Here is a 13,954-nt window from a genome sequence, read left to right on the forward strand (position 1 = left end):
GCCCCGGCGACGGTCGGTGACGTGAGCTGCTCGTCACCGGGGACCTGCTCGTCACCGGGACCTGCCCGCCTGGCGCTGAGCCGCGACCGGAGCCGGCGAAGCCGGTGCGCTCCGTGTTCCGCTCATCGCGGGCCGAGGCTCACTCCACCGTCACCGACTTGGCCAGGTTGCGCGGCTTGTCGACGTCGAGGCCGAGGTGGCTCGCGGCGTGGTAGGCGAGCAGCTGCAGCGGGATGGTGAGCAGGATCGGGTCCAGCTCGCGCTCGGTGCGGGGCACGTCGATGCGCGCGACGCCCTCGCGGCCCTCGAGGTCGCCGAGGTCCACCTCGCGATGGGTGACCACGACCAGCGGGCCGCCGCGTGCGGCGATCTCGTGCAGCGCCCCCACGTTGCGGTCGACCAGCTCGTCGGCGGGCACGATCGCGACCGTCGGCACGGCCGGCGAGATCAACGCCAGCGGGCCGTGCTTGAGCTCGGAGGTCTGGTAGGCCTCGGCGTGGCGGTAGCTGATCTCCTTGAACTTCTGCGCGCCCTCGCGGGCCACCGGGTAGCCGCGCACCCGGCCGATGAAGAACAGGCTCTCCGCCTCGGCGAGGCGCTTCGCCAGCGGCACCAGCTCCTGCTCGGAGTCCAGCACCTCCTGGATCTGGCCCGGCAGCGCCTGGAGCCCGGCGATCAGCCGGCGCCCGTCGGCGACGGACAGGTCGCGGACCCGGCCGAGCTGGAGCGCGAGCAGCGCGCAGCCCAGGAACATGGTGGTCAGCGCCTTGGTCGAGGCGACCGCCACCTCGGGCCCGGCGTGCAGGTAGATGCCGCCGTCGCACTCGCGCGCGATCGCGCTGCCGACGACGTTGACCAGGCCGACCACCCGCCCGCCCTTGCGGCGGATCTCCTGCACGGCGAGCAGGGTGTCGACGGTCTCGCCCGACTGGCTGATCGCGACGTAGAGGGTGTCGGGCTCGATCACGGGGTCGCGGTAGCGGAACTCGCTGGCCGCCTCGGCGTCCGCCGGGATCCGGACCAGCTCCTCGATCAGCGTCGCGCCCATCTGCCCGACGTAGTACGCCGAGCCGCAGCCGAGGATCTTCACCCGGCGTACCGCGCGGGTCTCCCGGGCGTCCATGCCGAGCCCGCCGAGGTGCGCGGTGCCGAACCGGTCGTCCAGGCGCCCGCTCAGCACCCGCTCGGCGGCCGCGGGCTGCTCGAACATCTCCTTGAGCATGTAGGAGTCGTACTCGCCGGCGTCGAAGGCGGCCGCCTCGATGTCGAGGTGGGTCGGGGTGGTCGCGGTGGCGCTGAGGTCCTGGCGGTACGTCGTGAACCCGCCGGCGGTCAGCGTCGCCATCTCGCCGTCCGCGAGGTGGGCCACGGTCGTCGTGTAGCGCACCAGCGCGGCGAGGTCCGAGGCGACGTGCATCTCGCGCTCGCCGACTCCGATGATCAGCGGGCTGCCGTTGCGGGCGATCACGATCCGATCAGGGAAGTCGGCGTGCAGCACCGCGATCCCCCAGGTCCCCTCGACGAGCGAGAGGGCGTCGGCGACCTTGGCCTCGAGCGTCTCGGCGCCGGAGCGGCCGATCAGGTGGGCCAGTGCCTCGGTGTCGGTGTCCGAGGTGAGCTCCACGCCCGCGTCGGTGAGCCGGGCGCGCAACGCGGCCGCGTTGTCGATGATGCCGTTGTGGACCACGGCGACGCGGCCCGACGCGTCGGTGTGCGGGTGGGCGTTGGCGTCGGTCGCCGGGCCGTGGGTCGCCCAGCGGGTGTGACCGACGCCGACCCGCCCGGCGAACCGCTTCGGGAGCGCGTCCGCGAGGTCGCGCACCCGCCCGGCGCGCTTGACGATCCGCGGGGCGCTGCCGGCGGCCGGCGGCAGCACCGCGATGCCGGCGGAGTCGTAGCCGCGGTGCTCGAGACGTGAGAGGCCCTCCAGCAGCAGCGGGGCCGCCTGCTGGGTGCCGATGCATCCGACGATTCCGCACATGGCCGTGCCTTTCCAGACGTAAGAGGGGGGATGTGGGCGCCGCCGTCAGCCGTAGACGATGCGGCGCACCTGGCGCTCGGTGAGCGCGGGGCCGGCCACGACGCGGGAGGCGAGCTCGGTGGCGAGCGCGGCGAAGACCTGCTCGTTGCGAGCGCCGGCGCTTCGCAGCTCCGCGTGCCGGCGGCGTACCAGGTCCTCGACCGGCTCGTGGTGGAAGGACAGGACGTCCACCACCACCCGGCGCGCCTCGGACTGGCTGAGACCGGTGGTCCGCGCGACGTGGTCGATGAGGACAGGGTCGGCGAACATGCCGTCCACTGTGCTCCGCAACAGGCGCTGTCGCAACCTTCTGCCCGAAATCGGGCAGAAAATCACAGAACCGCCCCATGCCAGCCACGGCGATCTGCCCCGCCCTCCGAAAAACGACACCTCGCCCTGCGGCCCCGCGTGATGCGCGGACAGTGGGGGATGGCGTGCACATCTCGCAGTGAGGACGTGCCCAGGTGGGGCGCCTGGGCCGAATCGCGCGGCGGGTCGCGTGTTCTGGTGGAGATCGGGTAACGTAGGTGAACAGAAGATGAACAGGAGGTGTCAGATGCTCGACACAGGACACGCCGCACGGGCGACCGACCGACCCCGGATGCGCTGGGTGGACGTCATGGGTCCCGACGGCCGCAGCCGACTCGAGGCGCGCTGGGTACCCACCGCTCGCGCCTCCCAGGTCAGCCAGGGCGGCCAGGTCGGCCAGCACGCCGCCTGACCCGCACCCCACTGGTCCCACGCCGGTCACCGACCGGCCGCACACCAGTCATCAGGGCCGCGATCCCGACCGGGATCGCGGCCCTGTTGCGTATGAACGACGCGCCCGTCGACCCGCGGGCGAAAATGCTCACGGGTCCGGGAATGGATCGAGGCCAGCCCGGGTTACGGTGGTTGAAACTTCAACACTTCTGCCTACGGAGCGCCACCATGAGCATCTTCAGCCGCAAGCCCACCGCCGAGCCCGCCACCGACGTCTTCGACGCGCCCACCAGCGCGGTCGACGACCTGACCGGCTCCTACACGATCGACCCGAGCCACAGCCGGATCGGTTTCAGCGCCCGTCACGCCATGGTGACCACGGTGCGCGGCTCGTTCCGCGACTTCGCCGGCACCGCCACCATCAACACGACCGACCCGTCGGCGTCCTCGGTGAGCATCACCATCAAGACGGCCTCGATCGACACCGGCAGCCCGGACCGCGACGGACACCTCGCCTCGGCCGACTTCTTCGACGCCGAGAACAACCCGGAGATCACCTTCGTCTCGACCGACGTGTCGAAGGTCGACGACGACACCTGGGCGATCACCGGCGACCTCACCATCGCGGGCACCACCAAGTCGCTCACCATCGCCTTCGACGAGACCGGCTCGGCGCAGGACCCGTTCGGCAACCTCCGCGTCGGTTTCGAGGGCGCCACCGCCATCAACCGCAAGGACTGGGGCCTGACCTGGAACGCCGCGCTCGAGACCGGCGGCCTGCTGGTCTCGGAGAAGATCAAGCTCGAGTTCGACGTCTCGGCGATCAAGAACGCCTGAGCGTCTGCGAGCGGGCGCGGGGGTCGGCGCGGCGCGGGTAGTTCGCCACCGCCGCACCAGCACCACCTCCAGCACCACCCCACCGGGGCCTGCCGAAAACGGGAGGCCCCGGTCGGCATTTCCTGCTGCACTCAGGGGATGAGCGCAGCCGCCCCCGAGCCCGCCGACGGACTCCCCGCCGGGCTCACCACCCGGCCCCTCGCCCCGAGCGACTCGCGGGCGGTCTTCGAGCTGATGGCCGCCCAGGAGCTCGCCGATGTCGGTGAGGTGGTGATCGAGGAGGCCGACCTGGTCGCCGACTGGCAGCGGCCCTCCCACGACCTGGCCGCGTCCTCGGTGGCCGTGCTCGACGGCGAGCGGATGGTGGCGTACGCCGAGGTCGACGGCGAGCGCGGTGACGCGGCCGTGCACCCCGACCACCGCGGTCGTGGGATCGGCACGTGGCTGGCGCACCGGATGCAGGACCTCGCGCGGCGCCAGGGCAGTCGGACCATCGGGATGCCCGTGCCCGAGGGGTCGCCGGGCGACCGGCTGCTCGCCGCGCTGGGCTACCAGGTGCGCTGGACCAGCTGGGTGCTCGAGCTGCCGCCGGGCGCCGAGGTCCCGCCCCGGCCGCTGCCGGACCGATACACGCTGCGTGGCGCCCGCGAGGACGAGCTCCGCGCCTGCTGGACGCTGCTGGAGGACGCCTTCTTGGAGTGGTCGCGGCGCGAGCGGGAGTCCTTCAAGGACTGGACCGCCCGGGTGCCCGACCGGCCCGGCTTCGAGCCGTGGCACCTGCGGGTGGTCCTGGACCCGCACGGCGACGTCGTGGCGTGCGCCGTCGTCCTGCTCGCCGGGGACTGCGGGTACGTCGACCGCCTCGCCACCCGTCGCGACCAGCGCGGCCGCGGTCTGGCCCAGGCGCTGCTCGTCGACGCCTTCGCCCAGGCCCGCGTGCACGGCGCCACCCGCTCGGAGCTGGCGACCGACTCCCGCACCGGCGCGCTGGGCCTCTACGAGCGCGTCGGCATGGTGGTCACCTCGACCTGGGTGCACCGCGCGATCGCGCTCTGAGGCCGAGCAGCGTCGAGCCGCGGCGCACCGAGGAGCCGGCCCGAAGCCGTACCCATGCGCCCCGCGATCTGCTTGGGTGTGGGCCATGGCCAGCTTCGCCGCGCGCTACGACCTGCGCGCCCCGGGCGCCACGCCCGCCGAGCGTCACGAGCTCTACACCCGCGCGGTCGAGCAGGCGGCGTACGTCGACGCCCACGGCCTCGACGCGCTGATGGTCTCCGAGCACCACGTCGCCGAGGACGGCTACCTGCCGAGCCCGCTGCTGCTGGCGAGCGCGTTCGCGGCGGTGACCCGGCGGGTCCCGATCACGGTCTCCGCGCTGCTGGTCAACCTCTACGAGCCGGTGCGGCTGGCCGAGGACCTCGCCGTGCTGGACCACCTCAGCGGCGGGCGGGTCAGCTACACCGTCGGGCTCGGCTACCGCCGCGAGGAGTACGACGTGCACGGGCGCCCCTGGTCCACCCGCGGGCGCGACCTGGAGGAGCGGCTGGTCGAGCTGCTGCGGCTGTGGCGCGAGGGCGTGACGACCCCGGGGCCGTTCTCCGACCCGCACCCGGTGCTGTTCTACGGCGGCGGCACCCCGGCCGCCGCCCGGCGCGCGGCCCGCCTGGGCCTGCACTTCCAGCCCCAGCACGCCGACCCCGCGCTGCGCGAGACCTACGAGCAGGCCTGCCGCGACGCCGGCCACGAGCCCGGGATGGTGCTCACCACGCCGCGCACCGGCCCCGCCAACGTCTTCTGCACCCCGGACCCCGAGGAGTTCTGGGAGCGCTGGGGCCACCACCTGCTGGCCGACGCCACGTCGTACCAGCAGTGGCACGGCGAGGCCGCCTCCCACGTGCTCGACCCGTCGCGGACGGTGGAGGAGATGCGGGCCGCGGGGGTCTACCTCGTCCTCACCCCCGACGACCTCGTCGAGCGGATCCGGGCCCGGGAGGTGCGGCTGGTGACCAGCCACCCCGCGTGCGGCGGGCTGCCGGCCGAGCCGTCGTGGACCAGCCTGCGGCTGGTGTGCGAGACGGTGCTGCCGGCGGTGCGCGGGTAGGATCGGCGCGAGCCGCGAGCGCGGCTCCCGGACGAGGGGACCCGTACCCGGCCAGCGACAAGACGGGCCATGGAGGTCTCCCATGTCCTGGCTCGTGCTCGCCCTCTCCGGTGCCCTCGAGGCCGTCTGGGCCGTCGCCCTCGGCCGCTCCGACGGCCTGTCCCGGCTGGTGCCGTCGATCGTGTTCGTCGCCGGCCTCACCGCCAGCATGGCCGGCCTGGCCTGGGCGATGCGCACCATCCCGACCGGCACGGCGTACGCCGTCTGGGTCGGCATCGGCGCCACCCTGACCGTCGCCTGGTCGATGGCCACCGGCACCGAGGACGCCTCGGTCGTCAAGGTGCTGCTGCTCGCCGGCATCGTCGGCTGTGTCATCGGGCTGAAGGTCGTGAGCTGAGGCCGGTCCTCGGGTTCCGGCGGCGTCGCCGCCGCCGCAGCCCCCCAGCTCAGCCGAGGACCGTGGTGACCACGTCGGTCACCGAGGGCCGTCGGGGCGTGGAGGAGAAGCCGAAGCGCGGGGGCGGGTCGACCGGGGCGAGGGTGCCGAGGTCGGCACCCTCCCAGGCACCGCGGGCGGCGAGGACCCTGCGGACCCCGGTGGCGCCGTAGTACTCCCGGCGCCCGCCCCCGGCACTGCCGCGGGTCCGGACCCCGCGCAGCACCACCCGCGCCACCGGGTCGGTCAGCGCGCACCACGCCGGGGCGGTGGACAGGCCGCGCGGCACGACCGAGAGCAGCCGCCCGAGCCCGGTCGGGGCCCCCACGACCAGGTCGAGGTGCAGCGAGGGCGAGCGCACCTGCCACAGCGAGGGGTCGCTGGTCACCGTGAAGTCCTCGACCCGCACCTCGTCGAAGGAGTACGTCGCGGCGATGAAGTCCGCGACCTCCTCGCGCGGCGCCAGCAGCACCCGGTGGCCGCTGGCGGTCTCGACCATCGCGTCCGAGAAGGCGCCCATCGGGGTGTCGTGCCAGTGCCCGACCACGACCCGGGTGCCGCTCGAGGTGCCGGCGCCCGCGATCCGGCCGGCGAAGCGCTGCCGCCTCATCGAGACCTCCGCCCCGGCCAGCTCCCCGCACCCCTCATCGAGACACCCTCACCGGCGCTGCCCCGCCCGGGCGGCACGCGCGGTCGGCTCCGCGGTGAGCGGGTCCTCGGGCCAGGAGTGCTTCGGGTAGCGCCCGCGCAGCTCGCCGCGCACCTGCGGATAGGCCTGCTGCCAGAACGACGCGAGGTCGGCGGTGACCGCGACCGGGCGGCGCGCCGGCGACAGCAGGTGCAGCAGCACCGGCACCCGCCCGCCCGCCAGGCGGGGCGCGTCGCTCCAGCCGAAGACCTCCTGGAGACGGACCGCGAGCACCGGCTGGTCGGCGCCGTAGTCCAGGCGCACCGTCGAGCCGCTGGGCACGGTGACCCGCTCGGGCGCCAGCTCGTCGAGGCGGGACGCCTCCGGCCAGGGCAGCAGCCGGCGCAGCGCGCCGACCAGGTCGAGGCGGCGCAGGTCGCGGCCTCCGCGCAGCCCGGCCAGCTCGGGGCCCAGCCAGGTCTCGACCGTGGCGCTGAGCGCCTCGTCGGACACGTCCGGCCACGGCTCGCCGAGCGCGCGGTGCAGGAACGCCAGCCGGGCGCGCAGCGCGGTGGCGGCCTCGGTCCACGGCAGCAGGGCCACGCCCTCGCGCCGCAGCGCCTCGCTCACCGCCTCCGCGACCAGCGCGGGCGGCGGGTCGGGCAGCGGCACCGAGGAGAGCTCGATCGCGCCGAGCCGCGTCGTACGACGGGCCACGACGCGGCCGTCCTGCCAGATGACCCGGTCGCGCTCGTGCCACAGCGACGGCGCGGCCTCCAGGGCCAGGTCCTCGCTGAGCGGGGCGGCGGCGCGCACGGTCGCGTCGCGCTGGCCGGGGCGGCGCTCGGCGTCGGCGACCACGAGCCAGGGCAGCCCGGCGAGCGCGGTCTGGCCCGGGGCGAGGACGGCTCCGGTCCCCGACGCCATCAGGTACGCCGAGGAGTCCCGGCGCCGGCGTGCGATCCGGTCCGGGTGGGCCAGCGCGGCGACCAGCCCGACCGCCAGGTCGTCGGTGAGGACCTCGGCGCCCGGGCGCTCCTGCCGCTCCCCGGGCGGCAGCGCGTCGCGCAGGCGGCGTGCCTGGGTGCGCCACGCGCCGACCGGCAGGCCGGGCGCGCCGCGGCGCAGCGCCCGCAGGGCGGCGACCAGGTCCCCGTCGGGGACCCGCACGTCCTCGGAGAGCAGCGCCACCACCTCGGCCGCGCGCCGCGCGCCCACCAGCCCGGCGCCGTCGAGCAGCGCGCGGGCCAGGCGCGGGTCGGTGCCGACCCGGGCGATCTCGCGGCCGCGGGCGGTCACGGCGCCGGCCACCTCGACCGCTCCGAGGGCGACCAGGGTGGCCCGGGCGGAGGCGAGCGCCGCCGGTGGTGGCGGGTCGAGCAGCGCCAGGTCGGAGCCGTCCGGGCTGCCCCACACGGCGAGCTCGAGGGCGAAGGCGGTCAGGTCGGCGGTGGCGATCTCCGGCGCGGGGTGCGGGTCGAGGTGGGTGTGCTCGACGGCCGACCAGCAGCGGTACGCCGCGCCCGGGCCCTCGCGCCCGGCCCGCCCGGCCCGCTGCTCGGCGCCGGCCCGGCTGACCGGGACCGTCACCAGCCCGGCGAGGGCGCGGCGGTGGTCGGTGTGCGGCTGGCGGGCCAGGCCGGCGTCGACGACCACCCGCACCCCGGGCACCGTCAGCGAGGACTCCGCCACCGAGGTCGACACCACGACCCGGCGCCGCGCCCCGGCGGTGAGGGCCAGGTCCTGCTCCTCGGTCGGGAGTCGGCCGTGCAGCGGGCGCACGTCGGCGTCCAGCCCCGCGAGACGGCGCACCACCCCGCCCACCTCCCCGACGCCGGGCAGGAAGACCAGCACGTCGCCGGGCTGCTCGGCCAGCGCCCGCCGCGTCGTGGCCGCCACGTGGTCGAGGAAGGCGGGGGTCACGCCCCGCTCGTCGAGGCGTCGTACGCCGGGGGGCGGCGGGCACCAGTGCTCCGCGACCGGGTGCAGGGCGCCGGGCACCCCGACCACCGGCACCGGCGCCCCGCTGCCACCCTCGGCGTCCCGGCCGGCCAGGACCGCCGCCGTGCGCCCGGCCTCCACGGTCGCCGACATCGCGACCACGGCCAGGTCGGGGCGCAGGTTGTCGCGGACGTCGACCAGCAGGGCGAGGGTCAGGTCGACGTCGAGCTGGCGCTCGTGCACCTCGTCGAGGACGACCGCGGCGACGCCGGGCAGCTCGGGGTCGCGCTGGAGGCGGCGCAGCAGCACCCCCGTGGTCACCACCTCGATCCGGGTGGCCGCGCCGACCCTGCGCTCCCCGCGCACGGCGTACCCGACCGTGGCGCCGACCGGCTCGCCCAGCAGGTGGGCCAGGCGACGGGCCGCGGCGCGCGCGGCGATGCGCCGCGGCTGGGTCACCACGACCCGGCCGCCGAGCGCGGCGGCGACCGCGGGCGGCACCAGGGTCGTCTTGCCGGTGCCCGGCGGCGCGTGCAGCACCGCCGCCCCGCGCGCGGCGATCGCGTCGACCAGCGCGTCCAGCCCGGCCGCGACCGGGAGGTCGGGCGGGGCGGCCAGCAGCCGCTCGATCGGGTCGGAGCTCACCCGGTCAAGTCTGCCGACCCGGCGGTCGCCCCCGCGAGCCGGCCTCAGCGGATCGGGGCCCCGGAGATGGCGCGGGCGATCACCAGGCGCTGGATCTCCGAGGTGCCCTCGAAGACGGTGTAGATCTTGGCGTCGCGCGACCAGCGCTCGACGGGGTACTCGCGGGTGTAGCCGTTGCCGCCGAGGATCTGCATCGCCTGGGTGGTCACCTTGACGGCCGTCTCGCCGGCCACCAGCTTCGACATCGAGCCCTCCGCGGCCTCGAAGGTCTTGCCCTGGGCGGCCATCCACGCGGCGCGCCAGACCAGCAGGCGGGCCGCGTCGATGGAGGTGCGCATGTCGGCGAGGGCGAAGGCGATCGCCTGGTTCTCGATGATCGGGCGGCCGAACTGCTCGCGGGTGCGGGCGTAGTCCAGCGCCACCTCGTAGGCCGCCCGGGCGATCCCGATCGCCTGCGACCCGACGGCGGGGCGGGTGCGCTCGAAGGTCGCCATCGAGGCGTTGCCGCGGGCGCCGCCGCCCTCGCGGGCGCGTGCCAGCCGGGCGTCGAGGCGCTCCTTGCCGCCGAGCAGGCAGCGCCCGGGCACCCGGACCCGGTCCAGGACGACCTCGGCGGTGTGCGAGGCCCGGATGCCGTGCTTGTGGAACTTCTGGCCCTGGCTCAGGCCGGGGGTGCCGCGGGGCACCAGGAAGCTGGCCTGCCCGCGGGTGCGCAGGTCGGGGTCGACCACGGCGGTGACCACGTGGACGTCGGCGATGCCGCCGTTGGTCGCCCAGGTCTTGGTGCCGGTGATGACCCACTCGTCGCTCGCCTCGTCATACGTCGCACGGGTGCGCATCGCGCCGACGTCGCTGCCCGCGTCGGGCTCGGAGGAGCAGAACGCCGCGATCCGCAGGTCACCGGGCGTGCCGAACATCTGCGGGGCCCACTCGCCGACCTGCTCGGGGGTGCCGTTGGAGCTCAGCGCCGCCGCGGCCAGCGCGGTGCCGACGATGGAGAGCCCGATGCCGGCGTCGCCCCAGAACAGCTCCTCCATCGCGACCGGGAAGCCCAGGCCGGTCTCGTCGAAGGACTGGGTGGCGAAGAAGTCCAGCGAGTAGAGCCCGATCTTGGCGGCCTCCTCGAGCACCGGCCAGGGGAACTCCTCGCGCTCGTCCCACTCCGCCGCGGCCGGGCGGACGACCCCGGCGGCGAAGTCGTGCACCCACGAGCGCAGCTCGACGTGGTCGGGAGACAGGTCGAAGGACGGCGAGGTCGAGGTCACACGGGTGAGCGTAGTGACCGCACGGGCCGTCCGGGGCCGGGCCCGCTCACCCGGCGGGCGATCACGAGGACCCCGGTCAGCACGGCCAGGACCGCCAGCAGCGGCAGGTGCAGCACCACGGCGAGCAGCAGGAGCACCCCGATCACCGGGGCCGCGCGCGGCCCGCGACGAGCGGGCGTGACGGGACCCGGCGCCCAAGCACGCGGGGCGGCAGGAGCGCCGACGGCGGGCAGGTCGGCGAAGAGCGGCACCAGGTCGCCGTGGGTGCGCGCCGTCCAGATCCGGTCGAGACGCTCCGCGTGCTCCTCGGGGTCGAGGCGTCCCTCGGCGTAGTGCCCGGCCAGCACGTCGGCCGCGGTCTGCCGTTCGGCGTCGCCGATGCGCACGCGGGCGGCGTCCCCGGGGGTCATGACGACGTTCCCTCGTCCAGGGGTGCGTCGGGCCGCTCGTCGCCGTCCGGGCCCGGCCGGTCCGGCACGTCGGTCTCGTCGTCGGGGTCGGCGCCCTCGGAGTCGGCCAGCACGCTGTAGAGCCGGCGGCGGGCGTCCACGAGGATCTCGACCGCCGCGGCCCGCTGGCGCGGCGTACCGGTGGTGACCACCTGCCAGACGGCGCTCATGACCTGCCCGATCTCCGGCTTCAGGTCGGTGCCGCCGGGGTGCTGGCCCTCGCCCTCGCGCTGCTCCGCGGGGTCCTCGAAGGGCGCCCAGACCGCCGCAAGGTCCTCGGCGTGCTCGGCGACGTAGGTCGCCCCGGCCTGGGTGAGCAGCAGCGAGCGCCGGCCGCGGTCGGAGACGGTCTCGACCAGGCCCTCGTCCTCCAGCTGCTGGATGGTCGGGTAGACCGATCCGGGGCTGGGCTTCCACGCGCCGCCCGAGCGGGCCTCGATCTGCTGGATCACCTGGTAGCCGTTGAGCGTCTCCCCGCTCTTCTCCGCGGTGGCGAGCACGTCGAGGATCGCCGAGCGCACGTCACCGCGGCGCACCCGCGGGCCACGCCGCTCCTCGCGGGCGGGCTGGCCGAGCCCGAAGATCCCGGACAGCCACGGCGGCGGCCCGCCGTGCCCGCCCTGGGCCCAGGGCGCCCCGAACCCGCTCCCGAAGCCGCCGCTCGACCCGCCGGGGCGCCGGTGGCCGCGTCGGCCGCCCTCCTGGTCCCATCCCCCCGGACCGCCGCGGTGCTGCGCACGCAGCCCCTCCAGCTCCTGGGCCCACTGCTGGCCCCACTGCTGGCCCAGCGCGCCGAGCCGGCCGAGGTCGCGCCCCAGGCCGCCGTCCCCACATCCCTGTCCGTGTCCCATGTCGACTCCCTCGTCGTAGGTGTTCGTGTGGTGCACCGGCCGGGCGAGACGATGACGACCGGTCGGCGATATATCGCGAGCGTACGCCGGAGCGCGGGGTGGAACAAGAAACCCGGGAGCGAGGGGCTGTTCTGACATTTGTCATGGCACACCGATGAGGCCACGCACTGCCGCGGACGCGCGCGGCACGACATCGTGGGAGCCATGACAACCACGTCCCGCACCACCGACGACTCGCCCGCGGTCCGTCTGCGCGGGCTCCGGCGCACCTACGGCACCGGGGAGTCGGCCTTCGAGGCCGTGCGCGGCGTCGACCTCGACGTCGCCCGCGGCAGCGTCGTGGCCCTGCTCGGCACCAACGGCGCCGGGAAGACCTCGCTGCTGGAGGTCGTCGAGGGCCTCGCCCCCGCGAGCGCCGGCTCGGTGGAGGTGCTCGGCCTGGACCCGGTCGCGGACCGGGCGAAGGTACGACGCCGCACCGGCGTGCTCCTCCAGCGCAGCGGCTTCGCCGCCGACCTCACGGTGCGCGAGACCCTGGAGCTGTGGGCGGCCACGCTGAGCAACCCGCGCCCGGTGTCCGACGGCCTGGCCATGCTGGACCTGGCCGGCCGCGCCGACACCCGCGTCGGGGCGCTGTCCGGCGGCGAGCAGCGGCGCCTGGACCTGTCCTGCACGTTGCTCGGCGACCCCGAGCTGGTGCTCCTCGACGAGCCCTCGACCGGCCTGGACCCCGAGAGCCGCCAGCGACTCTGGGACCTGGTGCGCGAGTTGCGCGACGCCGGGCGCACGGTCGTGCTGTGCACCCACCACCTCGAGGAGGCCGAGGCGCTGGCCGACCGGATCGCGATCATGCACGGCGGGCGGATCGTGCGCGACGGCACCGCCGCCCAGATCACCGCCGAGCGGCCCTCGCGGGTCCAGTTCGCCACGCCCGTGAGCGCCGAGCCGCTGCCGGCGCCCGAGGCCCTCGGCGCGCGCCACGTGCACGCCGAGCACGGCACCACCACCGTCGAGACCGACGACCTGCAGGTCACGCTCGGCGCGCTTCTCGGCTGGGCCACGCGCCACGGCGTACGCCTCGAGCGCCTCGACGCCCGCACCGCCAGCCTGGAGTCGGTGTTCCTCGACATCGCCCGCCACCCCGCCGACGACGACCCCCGCACCGGGCCCCGGCCCGGCGACCGCGCCCTCGAAGGGACCGCCCGATGAGCTTCTTCGCCCCCGCCACCCCGTCCACCGCCCCGGAGCCCTCCCCGGCCCGGGACTCCCTGCGCCGCCTGAGCGGGCTGGTGCGCGCCAACGCGCGGCTGGTGGTGCGCAACCGGCTGACGCTGTCCTACGCCGTGGTCCTCCCGGTGCTGCCGCTGCTCCTGGTGCTCGCCGGCGAGCGCGGCGAGGTCGGCCCGGGCGCGGCCGCGGTGATCACCGTGGTGATGCTCGCGCTGCTGTTCCCGGTCTTCTACAACACCTTGTCGATGATCGTGACCCGCCGCGACGAGCTGGTGCTCAAGCGGATGCGCACCGGCGAGGTCCGCGACGCCGAGCTGCTGGTCTCCCTCGCCGCCCCCGGCGCGATCATCGCCATGCTGATCGCGGTCGTGACCGTGCCCGCGGCCATGGCCCTGGGCGTGCCCGCGCCGCGCGCGCCCGTGCTGTTCCTGCTGACCGTGCTGCTCGCCTCGGTGACGCTGGCGACCCTGGCGTTCTGGACCGCGGCCTGGACCCGCAACGCCGAGGCCGCCCAGCTGACCAGCATGCCGGTCATGGGGCTGCTGGTGCTGGGCCAGCTCGCCGTGGGGTTCCCCGACGAGGTGAAGCGCTGGATCGCCTTCACCCCGGGCGGCGCGGTCACCGACCTGGTCCGCGGGTCCTGGTTCGGCCTCGGCCCCGACGACGACGTCCCGACCATGGGCGGCCTGGACGCGTGGGCGGGCGCGGCGGTGCCGCTGCTGGTGCTCCTCGCCTGGACCGTGCTCGGCGGCTGGCTGGCCGCCCGATCCATGCGCTGGGAGCCGCGCTCCTGAGCGGTCACCACCGGGCACAATGAGCCCGCACCACCCGCCACCCGCACCCACCGAG

At 75.4% G+C, this 13,954-nt stretch carries 14 protein-coding genes and 1 riboswitch; of the genes, 7 read left to right on the forward strand and 7 right to left on the reverse strand.

Annotated features, from left to right (window positions below):
* Positions 1-139 precede the first annotated feature (139 nt).
* On the reverse strand, positions 140-1,981 hold the full coding sequence (gene glmS / locus HOQ23_RS10515) for a glutamine--fructose-6-phosphate transaminase (isomerizing) (protein WP_172214453.1): 1,842 nt from the start codon (positions 1,979-1,981) through the stop codon (positions 140-142).
* Between the two features lie 45 nt (positions 1,982-2,026).
* Positions 2,027-2,290 carry a hypothetical protein gene (locus HOQ23_RS10520; protein WP_172214455.1) on the reverse strand — a complete coding sequence of 88 codons (264 nt, stop codon included), beginning with the start codon at positions 2,288-2,290 and terminating at the stop codon, positions 2,027-2,029.
* A gap of 286 nt (positions 2,291-2,576) precedes the next feature.
* Here HOQ23_RS10520 and HOQ23_RS10525 point away from each other — a divergent pair, with 286 nt between their 5' ends.
* The 5 genes from HOQ23_RS10525 (at position 2,577) to HOQ23_RS10545 (ending at position 6,057) form a co-directional block, all read left to right on the forward strand.
* A complete protein-coding gene (locus HOQ23_RS10525; RefSeq protein WP_172214457.1) occupies positions 2,577-2,741 on the forward strand; it encodes a hypothetical protein in 165 nt (54 codons plus the stop codon).
* 209 nt (positions 2,742-2,950) lie between these two features.
* The gene (locus HOQ23_RS10530) at positions 2,951-3,559 is read left to right on the forward strand and encodes a YceI family protein (protein WP_172214459.1); all 609 of its coding nucleotides are present in this window, start codon (positions 2,951-2,953) and stop codon (positions 3,557-3,559) included.
* A 138-nt stretch (positions 3,560-3,697) separates the two neighbouring features.
* On the forward strand, positions 3,698-4,615 hold the full coding sequence (locus HOQ23_RS10535) for a GNAT family N-acetyltransferase (RefSeq protein WP_172214461.1): 918 nt from the start codon (positions 3,698-3,700) through the stop codon (positions 4,613-4,615).
* Between the two features lie 85 nt (positions 4,616-4,700).
* Complete coding sequence (locus tag HOQ23_RS10540; RefSeq protein ID WP_172214463.1) at positions 4,701-5,660, forward strand: LLM class flavin-dependent oxidoreductase; 960 nt, start codon at positions 4,701-4,703, stop codon at positions 5,658-5,660.
* 6 nt (positions 5,661-5,666) lie between these two features.
* Positions 5,667-5,732, forward strand: a riboswitch (guanidine-III (ykkC-III) riboswitch).
* Positions 5,733-5,742: 10 nt separating this feature from the next.
* Complete coding sequence (locus HOQ23_RS10545; RefSeq protein WP_172214465.1) at positions 5,743-6,057, forward strand: multidrug efflux SMR transporter; 315 nt, start codon at positions 5,743-5,745, stop codon at positions 6,055-6,057.
* A gap of 49 nt (positions 6,058-6,106) precedes the next feature.
* Here HOQ23_RS10545 and HOQ23_RS10550 read toward each other — a convergent pair whose 3' ends face one another.
* Genes HOQ23_RS10550 through HOQ23_RS10570 form a run of 5 tightly spaced genes read right to left on the reverse strand, consistent with a single transcriptional unit; the run spans position 6,107 to position 11,875 of the window.
* On the reverse strand, positions 6,107-6,706 hold the full coding sequence (locus tag HOQ23_RS10550; protein WP_172214467.1) for a hypothetical protein: 600 nt from the start codon (positions 6,704-6,706) through the stop codon (positions 6,107-6,109).
* A 48-nt stretch (positions 6,707-6,754) separates the two neighbouring features.
* Positions 6,755-9,310 (reverse strand): ATP-dependent helicase HrpB, encoded by a 2,556-nt coding sequence (gene hrpB, locus HOQ23_RS10555; protein WP_172214469.1) that lies wholly within the window; start codon positions 9,308-9,310, stop codon positions 6,755-6,757.
* Positions 9,311-9,354: 44 nt separating this feature from the next.
* Complete coding sequence (locus HOQ23_RS10560; protein WP_172214471.1) at positions 9,355-10,575, reverse strand: acyl-CoA dehydrogenase family protein; 1,221 nt, start codon at positions 10,573-10,575, stop codon at positions 9,355-9,357.
* Complete coding sequence (locus tag HOQ23_RS10565; protein WP_172214473.1) at positions 10,572-10,985, reverse strand: DUF1707 domain-containing protein; 414 nt, start codon at positions 10,983-10,985, stop codon at positions 10,572-10,574. Before HOQ23_RS10565 ends, HOQ23_RS10560 begins: the two co-directional genes overlap by 4 nt.
* Positions 10,982-11,875 carry a PadR family transcriptional regulator gene (locus HOQ23_RS10570; protein ID WP_172214475.1) on the reverse strand — a complete coding sequence of 298 codons (894 nt, stop codon included), beginning with the start codon at positions 11,873-11,875 and terminating at the stop codon, positions 10,982-10,984. Before HOQ23_RS10570 ends, HOQ23_RS10565 begins: the two co-directional genes overlap by 4 nt.
* A 204-nt stretch (positions 11,876-12,079) precedes the next feature.
* On the opposite strand from HOQ23_RS10570, the gene HOQ23_RS10575 reads away from it, so the two are divergent.
* On the forward strand, positions 12,080-13,084 hold the full coding sequence (locus tag HOQ23_RS10575; protein WP_172214477.1) for an ABC transporter ATP-binding protein: 1,005 nt from the start codon (positions 12,080-12,082) through the stop codon (positions 13,082-13,084).
* Positions 13,081-13,899, forward strand: a complete 819-nt coding sequence (locus tag HOQ23_RS10580) for an ABC transporter permease (protein WP_172214479.1) — start codon at positions 13,081-13,083, stop codon at positions 13,897-13,899. Before HOQ23_RS10575 ends, HOQ23_RS10580 begins: the two co-directional genes overlap by 4 nt.
* The last annotated feature ends 55 nt before the right edge of the window (positions 13,900-13,954 follow it).

It is taken from the genome of Nocardioides sp. zg-DK7169 (assembly GCF_013155365.1).
Lineage (GTDB): Bacteria > Actinomycetota > Actinomycetes > Propionibacteriales > Nocardioidaceae > Nocardioides.

Bases quoted from the DNA above. Each gene is read 5' to 3' on its own strand.
- glmS (WP_172214453.1), bottom strand. From the start codon at position 1,981: ATGTGCGGAATCGTCGGATGCATCGGCACCCAGCAGGCGGCCCCGCTG.
- HOQ23_RS10520 (WP_172214455.1), bottom strand. From the start codon at position 2,290: ATGTTCGCCGACCCTGTCCTCATCGACCACGTCGCGCGGACCACCGGT.
- HOQ23_RS10525 (WP_172214457.1), top strand. From the start codon at position 2,577: ATGCTCGACACAGGACACGCCGCACGGGCGACCGACCGACCCCGGATG.
- HOQ23_RS10530 (WP_172214459.1), top strand. From the start codon at position 2,951: ATGAGCATCTTCAGCCGCAAGCCCACCGCCGAGCCCGCCACCGACGTC.
- HOQ23_RS10535 (WP_172214461.1), top strand. From the start codon at position 3,698: ATGAGCGCAGCCGCCCCCGAGCCCGCCGACGGACTCCCCGCCGGGCTC.
- HOQ23_RS10540 (WP_172214463.1), top strand. From the start codon at position 4,701: ATGGCCAGCTTCGCCGCGCGCTACGACCTGCGCGCCCCGGGCGCCACG.
- HOQ23_RS10545 (WP_172214465.1), top strand. From the start codon at position 5,743: ATGTCCTGGCTCGTGCTCGCCCTCTCCGGTGCCCTCGAGGCCGTCTGG.
- HOQ23_RS10550 (WP_172214467.1), bottom strand. From the start codon at position 6,706: ATGAGGCGGCAGCGCTTCGCCGGCCGGATCGCGGGCGCCGGCACCTCG.
- HOQ23_RS10565 (WP_172214473.1), bottom strand. From the start codon at position 10,985: ATGACCCCCGGGGACGCCGCCCGCGTGCGCATCGGCGACGCCGAACGG.
- HOQ23_RS10570 (WP_172214475.1), bottom strand. From the start codon at position 11,875: ATGGGACACGGACAGGGATGTGGGGACGGCGGCCTGGGGCGCGACCTC.
- HOQ23_RS10575 (WP_172214477.1), top strand. From the start codon at position 12,080: ATGACAACCACGTCCCGCACCACCGACGACTCGCCCGCGGTCCGTCTG.
- HOQ23_RS10580 (WP_172214479.1), top strand. From the start codon at position 13,081: ATGAGCTTCTTCGCCCCCGCCACCCCGTCCACCGCCCCGGAGCCCTCC.